This is a genomic window from Sulfitobacter aestuarii (genome assembly GCF_042685005.1).
In the GTDB taxonomy this organism is placed as follows: Bacteria; Pseudomonadota; Alphaproteobacteria; order Rhodobacterales; family Rhodobacteraceae; genus Sulfitobacter; species Sulfitobacter aestuarii.
Map to the genome: position 1 here is coordinate 1 of NZ_JBHUMP010000032.1, position 16,033 is coordinate 16,033.

Below are 16,033 nucleotides of genomic sequence, written 5' to 3' on the forward strand. Positions count from 1 at the left end.
TTATTGTCAATAACGAATCGAGGGTGATGAAATGAAAATTGACCGGAAATCGCATCCGGTCGCGCGACGCGTTCAGAAGCGTGGGCAAAAGAAGAAAGCCCACTACTCCTCGGCCGGCGGTGCGCATCTGATGCAAATGGAAAGCCGCTTAGAGACGAGCGGAGCAGTGGCGATGGGTCTCGATCCACGGGTGTTCTCGATCCGCTCGCAACCCATGACCTTCGATCTTTTGAGCGGACGAGCTTATCCCAGCGTCGCCGCGCTACAGGAAGCGCAGAAGCTCTACGGATTCCGCTGCGTTAAATACACACCCGACTTCGAAGCGGACCTCGGCGGCTCAAACGTGCTCGTAGAGGTCAAGCATAGTGAACTGATCAACCAAAACCCTAAGGTCCTCGAATATCCGAGCATCTTGGCCCGGTAACATCACTTGCTTCTTGCGGAAGCAATGTATGCACGCTTCCTTGAGATCACATTACCAAGCGGGCAAGGGCGTTGATTGCCGCGGAGTTCAAGGGCACTCCCTGCGGGTCAACTGCGGCACGACCTAGCGCCGCCGCCACAGCTTGCTCTGGCTGTAGGCGGTGTTCGCGCCATAGCCCTCGTTCCAGTTCATGTCGTCGAAGCGGATCGTCTTCAGCCCCATGTTGTAGCCGAGGCTGGCGACGGCGACGATCCGTCCCCGTGATTCTTCGATCCGGTCGAAAAGCATCCCGCACAGGGTGAAATGACCGTAGTGGTTGGTGCCGAGTTGGCTTTCGAAACCGTCGGGCGTCAGCTTGCGCGTCGGCACCTGCGCGATGGCGGCGTTGCAGATCAGCGCGTCGATGCGGGGCACGGTCTTCAGCACCTCTTCGGCGGCGGCCCGGACCGAAGCCTGCTCGGCCAGGTCCATGCGGACAAAGCTCACCTCGGCGCTGGAGCCGAATTCCTGCTTCAACTCTTTCACGGCGGCGGTGGATTTCTCGGCACTGCGGTTCAGCATCACCACTTTTGCGCCCTTCGACAGAAGGATGCGTGCGGCCTGAAAGCCCGCGCCCGCATTGGCGCCGGTGATGACATAGGTCTTGCCGACAAGATTGCCGAGGCGTGCGGGCGTCCAGCCCTTGGGTCCGAAAGTTGTGTCAGCCATCTGTCTGATCCTTGCATGCGTTTATGGAGGGGGGCGCCCGGGTCTGTTCCGAGCGCCGTTTTTTTTCATCAGTCGTGAAGCTGGCCGAACAGCGTGTCACCGCGCAGCCAGACCGGCAGGTATGCGTAGTTAGATACGAAGGAGAGGCGCCTGCGACCAGCCAAGCGCAGCTGTTGCGTCGGTGTAGGAGAACTATCGTGACGAGCGAAGCCAATCTGCCGTCCCTGAACGGTCTGCGCGCTTTCTCGGCAGCTGGCAGGCACCTGTCCTTCCGCGCAGCGGCGGAGGAACTGGGCGTGACGCAGGGCGCCGTGGCACAGCAGGTGCGTGGGCTGGAGGAACATTTCGGCCTGCGCCTGTTCCTGCGCGAGCCGCGGGGGCTCAGTTTCACGGAGGAGGGGCGAAGCTACCACGGCGCAGTCTCCCGCGCCTTCTCCCAGCTAATGGACGCGACCGGAGCGCTCCTGGACACGCCCTCGCGGGTGACGATCAGCGTGACCCCGACCTTTGCCTCGAAATGGCTTATCCCGCGGCTCGCCGAGTTCACCGAGGCCCATCCGGGGATCGACCTCCGGATCACCGCGACCGAGCGGGTCATGAGCTTCCATGCCGACGGTATCGACCTCGCGGTGCGTCAGGGGTGCCCGCCGTTCGGGGCAAGCCTGCGTGCCGAGTTGCTGTTCCCGCAGGAGATCATTGCGGTGTGCTCGCCGCATTTAGTGGCACCGGAAGGCCCCCTCGACGCGGCTGCGCTGTCCCGGCTGACCCTGCTACATGACGGGCATGATCTTTGGCCGCAGTTCCTTGAGATCGCCTTCGGAGCGATCCCCAAAGCGCCGCGCGGCCTGCACTTCAGCCAGACGACCCTTAGCCTCGACGCGGCCTTGGCCGGCCAGGGTGTTGCCCTGGCAAGCCGCTTCCTTGTGCAGCGTGACCTTGATGCCGGTCGCCTGGTGCGTGTCATCCAAGTTACATTTGAGGGTGGTCAGGACTTCTATGCCCTCCTGCCTCGTCAGGGCGCATCTGAGGCAGCAATTCTGGTGATGGAGTGGCTACTCAGCATGGCGCATGAGGAAATTCGGGAGGAATGATGTCTTGGTTTCCTCATTCGCTCCATTTTGAACGATTACCCAATTTCGCGATCAGGAAATCCATGAACACGCGAGTCTTCGGTGTCAAAACGTTCGTGCGGGGATAGATCAGCCACAGCACCGATCGGTCGTTCATCTTCCACTCTGGCAGGACGCGGATCAGGCGACCCTTTGCGATCTCGCCGGCTACGTTCCAGAGGGAATTCATCAGAGTGGATCTCCGGTTATCTGCCATCAGCCAATCGGCTGATCGAACAGCATGGCGGCCGTTACATCGCGCGGACGACCAGCCACGAACAACTGGAAGGTCCCCGGCGTGACGCCGCGCTGCGCATTTTGATCGAATGGCCCTCTGCCGATGCGGCCAAGGCTTTCATCAACGATCCGGAATATGCTGATCATCTTGCCAACCGTCATGCCGGATCGACCAGCTACCACTGGCTTGTCGAGGGCAAGGACGACCTCGCCTGATCGGAATTTCGGAGCGCATCATGTTTGACCAGACATCCCGAGCTTTCGCGCCTCTCAATCGGGGCTACAACGCGACCTTCCGGCCCGGGCGGCTGAGTATCGGTCTCGTCGCCCCGCTGGAGGCGCATGGCAGCGATCCCGTGCCTGATATGACCCGCCATATCGCACGCGCGCACCTGGCTGACGCCTTGGGCTTCTCTGCGCTCTGGTTGCGGGATGTGCCATTCAACGTGCCCTCTTTCGGTGATGCCGGGCAGGTCTTCGACCCCTTCGTCTATATCGGCGCGCTGGCGGCCTCGACACACGACATCGCGCTGGGGGTGGCGAGCATCGTGCTGCCCCTGCGCCATCCGGCTCATGTGGCCAAGGCGGCGGCATCGGCCGACGTGCTATCGGGCGGGCGGTTGTTGCTCGGCGTCGCCTCGGGCGACCGGCCGGACGAATACCCGGCGCTGGGCATGAGCTTCGAGGATCGCGGTGAGCGGTTCCGCGACAGCGTGGACTACATCCGCGCAATGGCCGAGAGCTACCCGCGTGTCGAGACCGCCCATGGTGTGCTCTCCGGCGGGATCGACATGTTGCCCAAGCCCTTCACCGGGCGGCTGCCGCTGCTCATCACCGGTGGCAGCCAGCAGGCTCCCGACTGGGTCGCGCGGAGCGGCGACGGCTGGATGACCTATCCGCGCGATGCGGCCTCGCAAGGCAGGGTCGTAGACGCCTACCGTCTGCGGATCGCGGAGGCAGGCCTGCCAGACAAGCCGGTGATGCAATCGCTTTACATCGACCTTGTGGCGCAGAAGGATGCGCCGCCCCGCCCGATTCACCTTGGGTTCCGCTCGGGCACGGATTACCTGCGGTGTTACCTCGAAGAGATACGCGGCCTCGGCATCAACCACGTCGCCCTGAACCTGCGGTTCAACGGGGCCAAGATCGAAGACACCATGAAACGGTTGGCGGATGACACCCTGCCGGACTTCCACGGCTGAGGAGGCCCATATGACCAAGACGATCCTGATCACCGGAGCCACGGACGGCATCGGCCTTCTGACGGCCCAGACCCTCGCAGCCGACGGGCATACTGTTCTGCTTCACGGGCGCAGCGATGAGAAACTGGAAGCCGCCGCTCAAGAGGTTGGCGGCAGCCCGGAAACCTACCGCGCTGACCTTTCCGATCTCGATGAGGTAGCTTCCCTGGCGCAGGAGATCCGCGCGCGGCATGAGCGGCTCGACGTGCTGATAAACAACGCCGGCGTGCTGAAGGCGCCGCAGACCCGCACGCAGACGGGTCTCGACCTGCGCTTTGTCGTCAATACGCTGGCCCCTTGGGTCCTGACCCAGCACCTGCTGCCGATCCTCCCGAAGGACGGCCGCGTCGTGAACCTGTCTTCCGCGGCGCAGGCCCCGGTGGACATTGCCGCCCTGCGCGGAGAGCGTGGCCTCGACGACATGGGCGCCTATGCGCAAAGCAAGCTGGCCATCACGATCTGGACGCAGCAGATAGCCCGCGCCCATCCGGACGGGCCGGTATTCGTTGCGGTGAACCCCGGCTCGTTGCTGGCGTCGAAGATGGTCAAGGAGGGCTTCGGCGTGGCAGGCAATGACCTGTCGATCGGCGCGGACATCCTGCGCCGGGCCGCGCTTTCCGAAGACTTCGCCGCCGCCTCCGGCCGTTACTTCGACAATGACAACGGGCGCTTTGCACCGCCCCACCAGGCGGCCGCCAACCCGGACCATGTGTCCGAAGTGATGGCCGCGATCCGCGAATTGGCGGAACCGGCGGACCGGGCCTGAAAGATAGGATTCGGAGAATTCGGCCGGCCCGGCCTATGCTGCGGGAGGGAGGAGAAATGATCGGACCCGGCCAAAAAGCTCTCATATGCGAGGAGATCGCCGCCTCCTGGGCACGATGCGAGGGGCAGCATAGGCTCGCCCGCGATGCCGCGCGGCCGATCCTGCGCCTGCAAGCCTCCGAGATCGCGCCGCGGCTGGAGCGGATCACCGAGCGCACCGGCGGCCGGCAGGGTTTCTTTCGCCATCTCGCCTCAGTCACCAGCGACGGCAAGCGTTGCCTCGTCGTCACGGATGCCGAGGGTGTTTTGGTGCGGCTGGAGACGGCCGGCATGGGCGCCGAGGATTGGAACGGCATCGCGCTGGGTTCTTGCTGGGACGAGCGGGTGGCCGGGACCAATGGCGTCTCGATGGCCCTGCGGGCGGGACGCGCCGTGACCGTGGGCGGCGCCGATCACTTCTATGCCCGGCTCAAACCCTTTGCCTGCACAGGCGCCCCGATCCTCGATGCCAAGGGAGCGCTGGTGGGCTCGGTCAGCCTTGTCACCTTCGACCGCGGCAACGCGGCCGAGCACCAGTTCGCCCGCCAATTCCTCGAGACGGCGGCAGAGCGCATCCAGCGGCGGCTCTTCGAGCAGCAATTCGCCGAGAGCATGCTGATCACGCTGTCCTCTGGGGCGGGAGGTCAGCCCTTGTCGGGGGGCGGGCTGATTGCGGTCGACGCGGCGGGCATCATCCTCGGCGCGACCTCGGCGGTGGAGCGTATGATGGCTGGACAGGCATCTGGGCCGCTGAAGGGCCAGCCATTTCAGGCTGTCTTCGACATGGAGAGCGAGGCTCTGGCGCGGGTGCCCGAACGGGTCCTTTCGATGCCTATGGCGCGCGGTGCCACGATGACCGTCTCGGCCCGCCTGCCCGAAGAGGCCTCGCCGCGCGCGCACGCCGCCCGTCCGCTCGCCGCGCCGCGCCGCCGACTGCCCCCCTCGCTGCGTGACCTGGCGACGGGCTGCAAAATCATGGCGGCCCGGTGCGCCGAGGCAGGGATGCTCTTTCGCGTCGGCACGCCATTCCTCGTCGAAGGCGAAACCGGCACCGGCAAGTCGGCCCTGCTCGCGGCGTTGACGGGGGCCGCGCCGGTGCTCAAAGTCGATTGCGCCAGCATGGGCAGCACGCCAGAGGATCAGGACGTCCTGCGGCCCATCCTGTCGCAAGCGCGGGTCCTGTCGCTTCTCTCGGACACGTCGGAGGGGGCGGTGACCGTGCTGCTCGACAACCTCTCCGAGATGCCGTCCGAGGCGCAAGCCGAGCTGCGCCGGTTCCTCGACGAGCTGGAAGCGGAGAGGTCCGAGGGCGCGCCGCGCTTGCGGGTCGTCGGCCTCAGCCGCCAGCCGTTGCTGGATGCTGTGGCGGAGGGGCGTTTCCGCGATGACCTCTACTACCTGCTCGCCGGCGCGCGGATCTCCTTGCCGCCGCTGCGTGCGCGCGAGCAGCCCGAGGTTCTGGCCCAGGTTCTCGCGACCAAGCTCGCCGGGCGGCGGATTGACCTCAGCGCGGAGGCCGCGGCCCTGATCCGCGCCCATCCCTTCCCCGGCAACCTGCGCGAACTGAGGACCGCACTGGAACGTGCTCTTATGACAGCGGCCGGAGATTGCCTCACCCCCGTTGACCTGCGCCCGACCTCCATCGCCAGGGATGCCGCGTTGACGGCCGCTCCGGCTGCGCAGGTGCCGTGGCTTTCCTACGACGAGGCCACGATGATCCGAGACGCGCTAACCTCCAGCCGCTGGAATGTCTCCGAGGCTGCACGGCGCCTCGGGGTGAGCCGCGCCACCATCAACCGCAAGATCAAGCTGCACGGGCTGACGCGGCCCTCCTGAAGCTCAGAACCGGTTGAACCCGCCCTTTCGCGAGATGTAGAGCGGCGAGAGGCCCTCCAGCACGCCCCGGATATAGGGCGTCGCATTGTCTGAGACTGTGGCATCGCAGCTGTTGCAGAGTTCGAAAAAGCGGTTGGCGTAGTTCTCGGCAAAGCCCCTGACATGGGTATCGCCATGCCTCGCATCGGCGTAGCGCTCGAGGATATGCCAAGAACCGTCTTCGGTCTGATACCACTCGTAGACCAGGGTCCCCGGCTCGCCTTCACTGCGCTCGACCAGTTCGGCCATAAGCGCCTCGAAGGATTGGGCATTGGCGGCAGGAACGCCGACCTTGAGATGGATGAAGATGGTCCTGTGGGACATGAATGCTTTCCTTTTCGGTAGGTCGCTCTCCTGCGAGCGGTGGTGTCTTAGGCGGCGACGACTGCGGGTGTCGGGGCCAGCGCGTCCAAGGCGTAGGCCGCGAGGTCTCGGGCGAGTTGTGATGGGTCGGGCGCATCGGGGCCCATGAAAGCCGCGAGAGTCGTATGGGCCCGGCCCACCACCGGCGGCAGGCCGACCTCTGCGTGCAGGCCGTTGACTGCCTCGACGCCCGGGGCGAGGTCGCCCTCCAAGAGGATCAGCGCATGAGCGAGAACGCGGCGCGCGCCGCCCCCCGCCGGGCGAATACGCTGCGCGGTTCCGACAAGCTTTTGCCCTGAGACGGAGAGGTTCCAACAACCATCACAGAAGCTGTCCTGCGTGGGGCCGGTGACGAGGCGGGGCCCGACCGGCCCGAGCGCCGCGCGGATAACATCGGTGATGAGCCGATAGCCCGCCTCGATGCCGAAGTCGCGGCCGGCGATGAAGGCCAGCGCGACGTTTAGAACCCCGGGCCCCTGCGGCACGACGCCTCCGCCCGTAGGGCGCAGGTAGAGCGGCCAGCCGCGCGCGGCGCTGTTCCGCGCTGCGGCCTCGAACCCGAGCTTGCGGCAGAAGGCGGCGGGGCAGACCAAAGCCGGGGTCTCCGCCGTCCAGAGCCGAACTTGAGGGCCGGACTCGCCGAAAGCCTCCGCCTCCAGCAACAGGCCTTCGGCGACTCCCAGCACAATGCACAACCCGGCGCTCACGCCTGCATCCCTTCGATCTCGTCGCAGATCGACGTCAACAGATCACCCGCAGGTGCACCGTCCAAAGCGCGGTGATCGAATGTTAGCGACAGGCCGACATATGGACGCAGTTCGATCCCGCCGTCCGGGGCGCGGACGGCCCGGTCGGTCATACGACCGATGCCAAGGATGCAGATCTGGGGGGCATTGATGATCGGGGTGAAGTGTTCCACGCGTGTAAGGCCAAGGTTGGACACGGTGAATGTGCCGCCGGTCATCTCGGTCACGCTGAGCTTGTTTGTCCTGGCGCGAGCGGCAAGGTCCTGCCGGGCCGCGCGCAGCGCGCTGACGTCCATCGCATCGGCGCCGAAGATCGCGGGGGCCACCAGCAGGTTGCCGGGCAGCGCGATGGCGACGGACAGATCGACCGCATCAGAAAGATGCACCTCGCGCCCCTCGACTCGGCCATTGGCCTCCGGGTTCTTTTGCAGGGCCCGCACGACGGCCAACATCAAGAGATCTTCGACAGAAACCTTCGTGCCAGCCTCGCTCAGCCGGGCCTTTTCCGCCATCAGGGCCGTCGCATCCGCATTGCCGTGGTGGGTCAATTGTGCGCCGGTCGCAAGACTCTTGACCATCGCGTCCGCGATCATCCCGCGCACGCCCTTGAGGGGAACGATTTTTACCGCGCAGGTCATTCGATGCGCCCGATGACCGCGCCCTTGGCGACGACGGCATCGGCCTCCTGAGCGATCCTGACGGTGCCCGAGGCCGGGGCGTGCACCTCGTATTGCACCTTGGCGGTCATGATCTCCGCCACGAGCGCGCCTTCCTCGACCGAGGCGCCATCATCGACAAGCCAGCCGGTGATGACGCATTCTTCGTCTTCCTCCCAGAGATCGGTTGGGATGGTGATGTCAATTGCCATGTGAAAAGTCCTTTTCAGGTCGGGACAGGCGGAGCCTGCCCCACGGTATGCGGTGAATGCCGTATGGCTCAGGCGGGCTGAAGCGCGCCCATCTCGTCCCAAGCGGCGACAATTTTGTCGGGGTTGGGCAGGCAGAACTGCTCCATCACCCGGGCATAGGGGATCGGCACATCGGGGAACGCGACCCGCTTGGGCGCGGCTTTCAGGACCGAGATGTCGTGCTCGGTGACCGAGGCGATGACCTCGCCCGAGAGGCCGTAGCTCTGGTAATCCTCGTCCACCACGATCAGCCGCCCAGTTTTGGCAACGCTCGCCCTGATGGTTTCGCGGTCCAGTGGCACGAGGCTGACGAGGTCCACGACCTCGGCGCTGATGCCCTTCTCCTCGAGCTTTTTCGCGGCCTTGAGCGCGTTGTACACCCCCATGCCGACGCTGACGATCGAGACATCGCGCCCCTCGCGCACCACCTTGGCCTTGCCGATCTCGACAGTGTAGCTCTCCTCGGGCACATGCACCGTTGCCCCGGCCTCGGTGCCGAGCCAGCCCATCCCCTGCAAGCCCTTGTGATACATGTAGACCACGGGACTGTCGTCGCGCATCGCGGCGGTCATCAGCCCCTTGGCGTCATAGGCGTTCGAGGGGGCGACCACCTTCATCCCCGGCAGGTGCGCGAATGTCCCGTAAAGGCACTGCGAATGCTGGCCCCCGTCCGAATAGCCGCCCCCCGTGGAGGTCATCAGCACCATCGGCACCTTCAGGTTGCCGCCGGAGAAATAGATGTTTTTGGCCATCAGGTTGTAGATCGCGTCGAAGCAGACGCCGAAGAAATCGACGAACATCAGTTCCACCACGGGTCGCATGCCATCCTGAGCGGCGCCGACAGCGGCCCCGATGAAGGCCGTCTCGGAGATGGGCGTGTCTCGGATGCGCTCGGGGCCGAACTCGTCAAGGAGGCCGCGGGTGTTGCCGTAGACGCCGCCGAGGGCGGCGATGTCCTCGCCCATGACGAAGACGCTGGGGTCGATGCGCATTTCTTGCGCGGTGGCCTCGGCCATGGCGCGTGCGATGGTCAGTTTTCTCTCATTAGATTTGGTCATCTTCTCTCCTTCCTTCAGGCTGCGAATACACGGGTGAGCGCGTCTTCTGGGGCCGGGTCCACGCTATCGCGGGCAAACCTGATCGCTTTCTCGACACGGGCCTCGGACTCAGTCTCGATGGCAGCGAGTTCCTCCTCGCTCGCGGCTCCGTCCTTCAACAGGCGGGCGCGCATGGCAGGGATTGGGTCCTTCTCAAAGAGCCCGTCCTTCTCGCCCTCGGGGCGGTAGCCTTCCGCGTCGCCCATGAAGTGTCCGGCGAGCCGGTATGTCTCCACCTCGATCAAGGATGGTCCTTCTCCCGCCCTGGCCCGCGCAATAGCCCGGCCCGCAGCCTCGTAGATCGCGAAGGGATCGTTGCCCTCCACCCGCTCGCCGGGGATGCCGTAGGCCGCCGCGCGCACGTCGTTCGTGGGCACAGCGGTCGCGGCGGACTTGGCGACCGAGATGCCCCAGGCGTTGTCCTCGATCACACAGACGAAGGGCAGGTTCCAGACGGCGGCGAGGTTCATCGCCTCGTGCCAACCGCCCTGGTTCACCGCGCCCTCGCCGACGAAGGCCACCGCGACGCCCGGCTTGCCCTGCATCTTGCGGCTTAATGCGGCCCCCACGGCCGGCCCCATGCCCTGCGCGATGATGCCGGAACACGCGAAGTTCACCTTTGCATCGAACAGGTGCATGTGCCCGCCGCGCCCGCCGGAGAGGCCCGAAGCCTTGCCGAAGATCTCAGCGGCCATCTTGTCGAGGTCGACGCCTTTGGCGATGGCCTGATGGTGGGGACGGTGGGTGGCCGTGACCACATCCTCGGGTGTCAGGTGCGCGCAGACCCCCACCGCCACCGGCTCCTGCCCGTCGGACAGATGCATCTCGCCCGGGATCGGACCATTGGCCATGTTGAAAGCGGGCGATTTTCCCTCGAAATAGATCTTCGCGATGGTTTCTTCGAACCGGCGGCTCGTAACCATGTTGCGATACATCCAGTGCTGTTCGTCGCGTGTCGGTGCCATGTATTCCTCCCTGTCATGCGTGGCGGGACTGCCGCCTTAACCGCTGAGGAGAGGGTTCACCGGGCCGGCAGTCTGGACAACCTCGACCTGTCGGCGGTGGCGCTGAGAGGGCTTAACTGTCCCACGGTGAGACAGTTTGAGACAGTTTGGGGTCGAGCTGAGCCAGACCACGTGGCCGGGCTTCATTATATCTGAAACGTGGAAACTGAACTCGATTTATGGTCGGTTATATCGGAAAGCACGAGCCTGTATCTCCATGCCAACGCAAAACCCAGGAGAGACCGAATGAAAGCCATGACCCTGACCGCCTACGGGCCTGAAACGTCCTTCACCGAAGCCGAGCAGCCGCGTCCCGTGGCCGGCCCCGGCCAGGTGCTCGTCCGCGTCAAGGCGACGAGCGTCAACACCATTGACACGATGATCAAGGATATGGGCTCCGACTTGCCCCTGTCGCCCGAGCTGCCTGCCGTGCTGGGCATGGATTTCGCAGGCATCGTCGAGGAGGTCGGCGCGGCGTGACCGGCTATACCGTTGGCGACGAGGTCTACGGCTGCGCCGGCGGCCTCGCCAACCTCCAAGGCGCGCTGGCCGAGTTCATTCCTGCCGACGCACGGCTCATCGCGCACAAACCCAAGTCGATCTCTATGAGGGAGGCGGCCGCCCTGCCGCTGGTGGGCATTACGGCATGGGAGGGGCTGGAGCGAGCTGGCGTCTCATCCGGGCAAACGGTCCTGGTTCAAGGCGGCGCCGGGGGTGTCGATCATGTCGCTGTGCAGCTGGCCCGTCACCTCGGTGCGGAGGTTTCCTCGACAGGCACTGGCACCGAGCAGATGTCGGTAATTGAGGGCTACGGCGCCCGGCCCATCGACTTCACGTCCGAGGAGATCGGCGCCTACGTGCAAAGCCATACCGGCGGGGCAGGTTTCGACACGGTCGGCGGCGCCAACCTGACGAATTCGTTCGCCGCTGCGGCACTGAACGCCCATGTCGTCACAACGGTCGCCCTGTCGGAGATCGACCTCTCCCCCGCCCACTTTAAGGGCCTGTCGCTGCACATCGTCTTCATGCTGCTGCCGATGCTGCATGATCAGGGCCGCGACGTGCACGGGCAGATCCTCGCAGACCTCGCCAAGCTGGTGGACGGCGGCGCCGTGAAGCCGCTGCTGGACGGACCGGACTTCGCGCTAACACAGATCGGCGACGCGTATGCCAGGCTGCAAAGCGGGCAAGCAATAGGCAAGGTAGTCGTAAAGGTCTGACGCGCAAATAGAGGTCGGGCGACATAGCGCCCGACCCATCGTTAGGCTGTCTTGAACATCAATTACGTCGGCACATCTGACATTCGCTGCGACCGGAATAAACGACGGTTTTGGGCCGTCCTTGACTGCGGCGAGACGACCGCACAGGGGTCAGGAATTGATATCTGCTGCGCGGGGGCGTCGGCGACAGCGATGCGCAGGAGGATCGGAATATGCGCGTCCGCTGCACGCCGCCGTCGGCACGACGACCCGTCGGCTACCAGCACAACCGGCGGAACCAGTTTCGCTGCCGAGCGTTCCTTGAGTATGGAACTGAATTGCGAACGTCACGTTGCTGGACCACCGTTGCTTCTGGTTCACGGGCTGGGTGGAAGCGTCCGGTCCTGGGACGGCATCCTGCCGATGCTTGCTCGCGAACGCGAAGTCATATTGGTCGACCTGCCTGGGCACGGGGGGTCTCCTGCGCTTCCGGGGCGCCAGACGATCGCCGCCCATGCGGACGCGCTCGAACACTTCATCGACCGGAACGGGCTCGCCGACATTGATACCGTCGCCAGTTCTGTCGGCGCGCGGCTGGTGCTGGAACTGGCACGGCGCGGCATCGGCGGCCACACGGTCGCTTATGATCCGGGCGGTTTCTGGCGCGGCTGGGAGACGGCGTGGTTCCGCTCCACGCTTGCCGCCTCGGTCCGGCTGGTGCGCCTCCTGCGGCGGCGCATTCCGGCGCTCTCGCACAGCCGCGCCGCGCGGGCCATTCTGCTCGCGCAATTGTCGGCGAGGCCCGGCGCCCTCGATCCCCTACTGGTCCAAAACGAGCTGACGGCCATAGCCGAGACAGACGTGTTCGACGCGATGCTGCGCGAACTGGCGCGTGGTCCGTTGCAGGAGGGGACCGCCACACCTCCGGGCCGCGTGACGATTGGCTGGGGCCGTCAGGACCGTCTCCTGCTGCCACGTCAGGCGGAGCGCGCACAAGCGGCCTTCCCCACCGCGCGGTTACACTGGTTCGAGCGGTGTGGCCACTTCCCGCAATGGGACCGCCCGAAGGAGGCCGCAGAGGTCATCTTGAAAACGATCGCGAGATGAGGCGCGGATAAGGGACGTGACCTCTCACGCGCGGTCCAGCTCCTCGAAAAACTGCATGATCAGACGGAGATAACTCGAGCGGATGCTTCCTTTGTCCGCTCCGCCGACCTTCACCTTCGAAAATGATGCGCGAGGGATGAATGGCCGATTTCGTAAAGCTGCATCGCAGCGTTCGACCATCAAGCCAATGGCAGGTCCGGGCCGTTCGCGTAAAGGCTTCCTCACGCAGGGAGAAGGGCGGGAAGCTGATGGGGTGGATGGCTCCTGCTCCAACCGGCGTCGCGATGCGCCATAGTGCAGGTGTCAAAACCTGCTCATCAGAGGAGCCACCCCATGCAAGTTACCACGATCGGCATTGATCTGGCCAAGAACGTTTTTCAAGTTCACGGGATCACGACCCGCGAAGAAGTGGTGTTCAACAAGCCGCTACGGCGGGCGCAGTTTTTGCCGTTCTTTGCGAAGTTGGAGCCCTGTCTGATCGGCATGGAATCCTACAGCAACGCGCATTATTGGGCGCGTGAACTCACCGCATTGGGTCACGAGGTTCGGCTAATCCCACCGATGTATGTGAAGCCCTATGTCAAACGTGGGAAATCAGATGCCATTGTTGCGGAGGCAATCTGCGAAGCGGTGACACGTCCGACCATGCGCTTTGTGGCAATCAAAACGGTTGAGCAACAAGCGCTGCTTTCGCTGCATCGAGCGCGCGACCTATTGGTTCGGCAAAGAACGCAGTTGACCAACGGCTTGCGAGGACTGGTTGCCGAGTTCGGCATCTACATCCCAAGAGGACTGGCCCGGATAATTGGGTTTGCAGAAGACATCACCCTTGGTGAGGTGCTCGACCTGCCAGACATCGCCAACGAGGTGATCCGCAATCTGTCAGAACAGCTCATGGCTCTGCACCGACGGGTTCGCTGGTATGAAGAGCGCCTGAAGCAGGTCGCTAAAGAAGATGCGCGTGTTCGTTTGTTGCGCACGATACCCGGTGTCGGCGCGGTAACGGCATCCGCGATCATAGCCAGTATTGGTGACGGGCATCAGTTTCGAAACGGCAGGGAATTTGCGGCTTGGCTGGGTCTGACCCCCGCAAACAAATCCAGCGGCGGCAAGGAAAAGTTGGGACGGATCACAAAGATGGGCGACCAGTATTTGCGATCACTGCTCATCGTCGGCATGACATCACTGGTCCGACATACACGATCTGGACCTGTCGCGGTTTGATACCGCTCCTTTGATAGCATTTTCAGCAGCAAAGGAGACGAACTATGGGCACAAGAAGAACGGATGAATTCCGCAAAGACGCGGTGCGAATTGCGCTGACCAGCGGGCTAACACGGCGACAAGTTGCGGATGATCTGGGCTTTGGGCTTTCGACGCTGAACAAGTGGGTGAACTCGCACCGTGACACGGATGTGGTATCCCCCAAGGATCGCGAGCTTGCGCTGGAGAATGAACGGCTTCGGCGCGAGAACCGCATCCTCAAGGTGGAGAGGGACATCTTAAAAAAGCCACCCAGTTCTTCGCGAGCCAAAAGCCATGAGGTTCAGGTTCGTCGAAGAACAGCGCGGTTCCTTCCCGATCGGCCGGCTTTATCAGGTCATGAACGTCAGCCCACGTGGATTGCGGGCTTTCCGCAGCCGGCCTGCCAGCCGCAGGCAGCGCACCGATATGGTTGTGCTGGCGCATATCAAGGAACAGTCGCGCTTGAGCCTGGGCAGCTACGGCAGGCCCCGAATGACCGAGGAATTGAAGGAGGTCGGTGTCGATGTCGGGCACCGGCGCGTCGGTCGCCCCCTCTCGGCAGATTTGGCTTTGCCAAATCGCCTGCCGGGCAACGGATGCGCGAAAACGGAATTACTGTTGTCAGAACCCGCAAGTTCAAGGCGACCACAGACAGTGATCATACGTTCAACATCGTCCCGAACCTGCTGGATCGCGACTTCAGTGCGGCCGAGCCGAACCAGAAATGGGCGGGCGACATCAGCTACATCTGGACCCGCGAGGGGGGGGGGGGGGTTATATCTGGCGGTCATCCTCGATCTGCATTCCCGCCGCGTGATCGGCTGGGCCGTCAGCAACCGCATGAAGCGCGATCTGGCGATCCGGGCCTTGAAAATGGCCATCGCCCTCCGAGCACTACCCAAGGGCTGCATCTTCCACAGCGATCGCGGCAGCCAATACTGTTCGCATGACTATCAGAAGATCCTGCGCCAGCATGGCTTCAAAGGCTCCATGAGCGGCAAAGGTAATTGTTATGACAATGCAGCCGTCGAGACGTTCTTCAAAACCATCAAGGCCGAGCTGATCTGGCGGCGGTCATAGGCAACCAGGCGGCAAACTGAGATGGCTATCTTCGAATACATCAATGGCTTCTATAATCCGCGCCGACGCCATTCAGCACTGGGCTGGAAAAGCCCCGTCGCTTTTGAGCGGAAGGTGGCTTAAACGAGCACATGGGGCGGCACGAAAACGTGACAGGTCCACTGTCTTTACAGAGAGGTAGGGATAAAGAGTGCCGCCCCAAAAATCGGTCGGCATCAGGTTACAGACAATTTTGAAATTTGTCTGTAAGAGCGCGCCTCAAATCTCGAGGTCGATGTCAGGCGGGATCTTTCCGCGAGCGTTCCTAAAAGCCAAGGCCTCCCGCTCACGCCGGGGCGACCAGTCAGGAGCCACGCGCCAGACCAAGCGGATCAGCGCACGCTGCCACCATGGTCTGGCCCGAAAAACAGACAGGTCGGGCCGCGCATCACGCATACGTGCCCGAAAATCTTGCTTCTTCATTCCACTCATCAAGCACCTCCCATCCAGCACAGAGCAACGCTTCAGCATCTTGCCTGGTAATCCATTCGCAGATGCGCCCGTTCTGGCCATCTTTCCAGGCAATCTCGGTGCAGCGGCTCAGGCGTTGCTCAAGCTCAGTGTCATTGAGTAACTCCGGCGAGATCAGCAGCATCAGGTCTCGCCCGCGGTATTTCTCAAGTTCGCTCATGCATCAATACAGCGCCCTCCTCCTCTTGTGTCAGGAGCGGGGGATCATCGGGTTCAAGGTGCGGGTTATGCGTTGGGGGTCCTGAGGGGCTGAAAAAGCATCTTTCGAAGTGGGACAGAGGTGGCCCGAGGAATCTGGACAGTTGAGTTAGGTGGATTTTCTGCTCCCACTCCGGCAGCGTTGCCGAGACAAAGGAGCGAAGATGACAAGACGACCG

General features: G+C 63.5%; 18 protein-coding genes and 2 pseudogenes. 11 read left to right on the plus strand and 9 right to left on the minus strand.

What is annotated here, in order from left to right:
- Positions 1 to 31 precede the first annotated feature (31 nt).
- Positions 32 to 424, plus strand: a complete 393-nt coding sequence (locus ACFSUD_RS18630) for a hypothetical protein (protein WP_386376011.1) — start codon at positions 32 to 34, stop codon at positions 422 to 424.
- Positions 425 to 547: 123 nt separating this feature from the next.
- On the opposite strand, the gene ACFSUD_RS18635 is transcribed toward ACFSUD_RS18630, so the two are convergent.
- On the minus strand, positions 548 to 1,132 hold the full coding sequence (locus ACFSUD_RS18635; RefSeq protein WP_386376012.1) for an SDR family NAD(P)-dependent oxidoreductase: 585 nt from the start codon (positions 1,130 to 1,132) through the stop codon (positions 548 to 550).
- A 197-nt stretch (positions 1,133 to 1,329) separates the two neighbouring features.
- On the opposite strand from ACFSUD_RS18635, the gene ACFSUD_RS18640 reads away from it, so the two are divergent.
- Positions 1,330 to 2,223: a LysR substrate-binding domain-containing protein gene (locus ACFSUD_RS18640; RefSeq protein ID WP_386376013.1), complete on the plus strand. Its 894-nt coding sequence runs from the start codon at positions 1,330 to 1,332 to the stop codon at positions 2,221 to 2,223.
- Positions 2,224 to 2,236: 13 nt separating this feature from the next.
- Here ACFSUD_RS18640 and ACFSUD_RS18645 read toward each other — a convergent pair whose 3' ends face one another.
- Positions 2,237 to 2,431 carry a hypothetical protein gene (locus ACFSUD_RS18645; protein WP_386376029.1) on the minus strand — a complete coding sequence of 65 codons (195 nt, stop codon included), beginning with the start codon at positions 2,429 to 2,431 and terminating at the stop codon, positions 2,237 to 2,239.
- Here ACFSUD_RS18645 and ACFSUD_RS18650 point away from each other — a divergent pair.
- Genes ACFSUD_RS18650 through ACFSUD_RS18665 form a run of 4 tightly spaced genes read left to right on the plus strand, consistent with a single transcriptional unit; the run spans position 2,395 to position 6,359 of the window.
- Positions 2,395 to 2,694: a DUF1330 domain-containing protein gene (locus ACFSUD_RS18650; protein ID WP_386376014.1), complete on the plus strand. Its 300-nt coding sequence runs from the start codon at positions 2,395 to 2,397 to the stop codon at positions 2,692 to 2,694. The two genes, ACFSUD_RS18645 and ACFSUD_RS18650, sit on opposite strands and share 37 nt — an antisense overlap.
- Before the next feature lie 20 nt (positions 2,695 to 2,714).
- Positions 2,715 to 3,680, plus strand: coding sequence for an LLM class oxidoreductase (locus tag ACFSUD_RS18655; protein WP_386376015.1), 966 nt, complete (start codon positions 2,715 to 2,717; stop codon positions 3,678 to 3,680).
- A 10-nt stretch (positions 3,681 to 3,690) separates the two neighbouring features.
- A complete protein-coding gene (locus tag ACFSUD_RS18660; protein WP_386376016.1) occupies positions 3,691 to 4,485 on the plus strand; it encodes an SDR family NAD(P)-dependent oxidoreductase in 795 nt (264 codons plus the stop codon).
- A 56-nt stretch (positions 4,486 to 4,541) separates the two neighbouring features.
- Entirely contained in the window at positions 4,542 to 6,359 is a 1,818-nt protein-coding gene (locus tag ACFSUD_RS18665) for a sigma-54-dependent Fis family transcriptional regulator (RefSeq protein WP_386376017.1), read from the plus strand.
- Between the two features lie 3 nt (positions 6,360 to 6,362).
- On the opposite strand, the gene ACFSUD_RS18670 is transcribed toward ACFSUD_RS18665, so the two are convergent.
- From ACFSUD_RS18670 to ACFSUD_RS18695, 6 genes are all read right to left on the minus strand, one after another.
- Positions 6,363 to 6,722, minus strand: coding sequence for a putative quinol monooxygenase (locus tag ACFSUD_RS18670; RefSeq protein ID WP_386376018.1), 360 nt, complete (start codon positions 6,720 to 6,722; stop codon positions 6,363 to 6,365).
- A gap of 47 nt (positions 6,723 to 6,769) precedes the next feature.
- Positions 6,770 to 7,447: a lipoyl protein ligase domain-containing protein gene (locus tag ACFSUD_RS18675; RefSeq protein ID WP_386376027.1), complete on the minus strand. Its 678-nt coding sequence runs from the start codon at positions 7,445 to 7,447 to the stop codon at positions 6,770 to 6,772.
- A gap of 17 nt (positions 7,448 to 7,464) precedes the next feature.
- Positions 7,465 to 8,145, minus strand: a complete 681-nt coding sequence (locus ACFSUD_RS18680; protein ID WP_386376019.1) for a 2-oxo acid dehydrogenase subunit E2 — start codon at positions 8,143 to 8,145, stop codon at positions 7,465 to 7,467.
- A complete protein-coding gene (locus ACFSUD_RS18685; protein WP_386376020.1) occupies positions 8,142 to 8,375 on the minus strand; it encodes a biotin/lipoyl-containing protein in 234 nt (77 codons plus the stop codon). The genes ACFSUD_RS18680 and ACFSUD_RS18685 overlap by 4 nt, the downstream gene beginning before the upstream one ends.
- A gap of 68 nt (positions 8,376 to 8,443) precedes the next feature.
- Positions 8,444 to 9,472, minus strand: a complete 1,029-nt coding sequence (locus ACFSUD_RS18690; protein WP_386376021.1) for an alpha-ketoacid dehydrogenase subunit beta — start codon at positions 9,470 to 9,472, stop codon at positions 8,444 to 8,446.
- Positions 9,473 to 9,486: 14 nt separating this feature from the next.
- Positions 9,487 to 10,476 (minus strand): thiamine pyrophosphate-dependent dehydrogenase E1 component subunit alpha, encoded by a 990-nt coding sequence (locus ACFSUD_RS18695; protein WP_386376022.1) that lies wholly within the window; start codon positions 10,474 to 10,476, stop codon positions 9,487 to 9,489.
- Between the two features lie 285 nt (positions 10,477 to 10,761).
- Here ACFSUD_RS18695 and ACFSUD_RS18700 point away from each other — a divergent pair, with 285 nt between their 5' ends.
- From ACFSUD_RS18700 to ACFSUD_RS18720, 5 genes and pseudogenes are all read left to right on the plus strand, one after another.
- Entirely contained in the window at positions 10,762 to 10,995 is a 234-nt protein-coding gene (locus tag ACFSUD_RS18700; RefSeq protein ID WP_386376023.1) for an alcohol dehydrogenase catalytic domain-containing protein, read from the plus strand.
- A complete protein-coding gene (locus ACFSUD_RS18705; protein WP_386376024.1) occupies positions 10,992 to 11,735 on the plus strand; it encodes a zinc-binding dehydrogenase in 744 nt (247 codons plus the stop codon). The genes ACFSUD_RS18700 and ACFSUD_RS18705 overlap by 4 nt, the downstream gene beginning before the upstream one ends.
- A 306-nt stretch (positions 11,736 to 12,041) precedes the next feature.
- Complete coding sequence (locus tag ACFSUD_RS18710) at positions 12,042 to 12,821, plus strand: alpha/beta fold hydrolase (protein WP_386376028.1); 780 nt, start codon at positions 12,042 to 12,044, stop codon at positions 12,819 to 12,821.
- 333 nt (positions 12,822 to 13,154) lie between these two features.
- Positions 13,155 to 14,033, plus strand: a pseudogene (locus tag ACFSUD_RS18715) (IS110 family transposase); the annotation flags it as partial.
- 56 nt (positions 14,034 to 14,089) lie between these two features.
- Positions 14,090 to 15,269 (plus strand): annotated as a pseudogene (locus tag ACFSUD_RS18720) (IS3 family transposase).
- 304 nt (positions 15,270 to 15,573) lie between these two features.
- Here the strand turns inward: ACFSUD_RS18720 and ACFSUD_RS18725 are convergent.
- Complete coding sequence (locus ACFSUD_RS18725) at positions 15,574 to 15,816, minus strand: hypothetical protein (RefSeq protein WP_386376026.1); 243 nt, start codon at positions 15,814 to 15,816, stop codon at positions 15,574 to 15,576.
- Positions 15,817 to 16,033 lie beyond the last annotated feature (217 nt).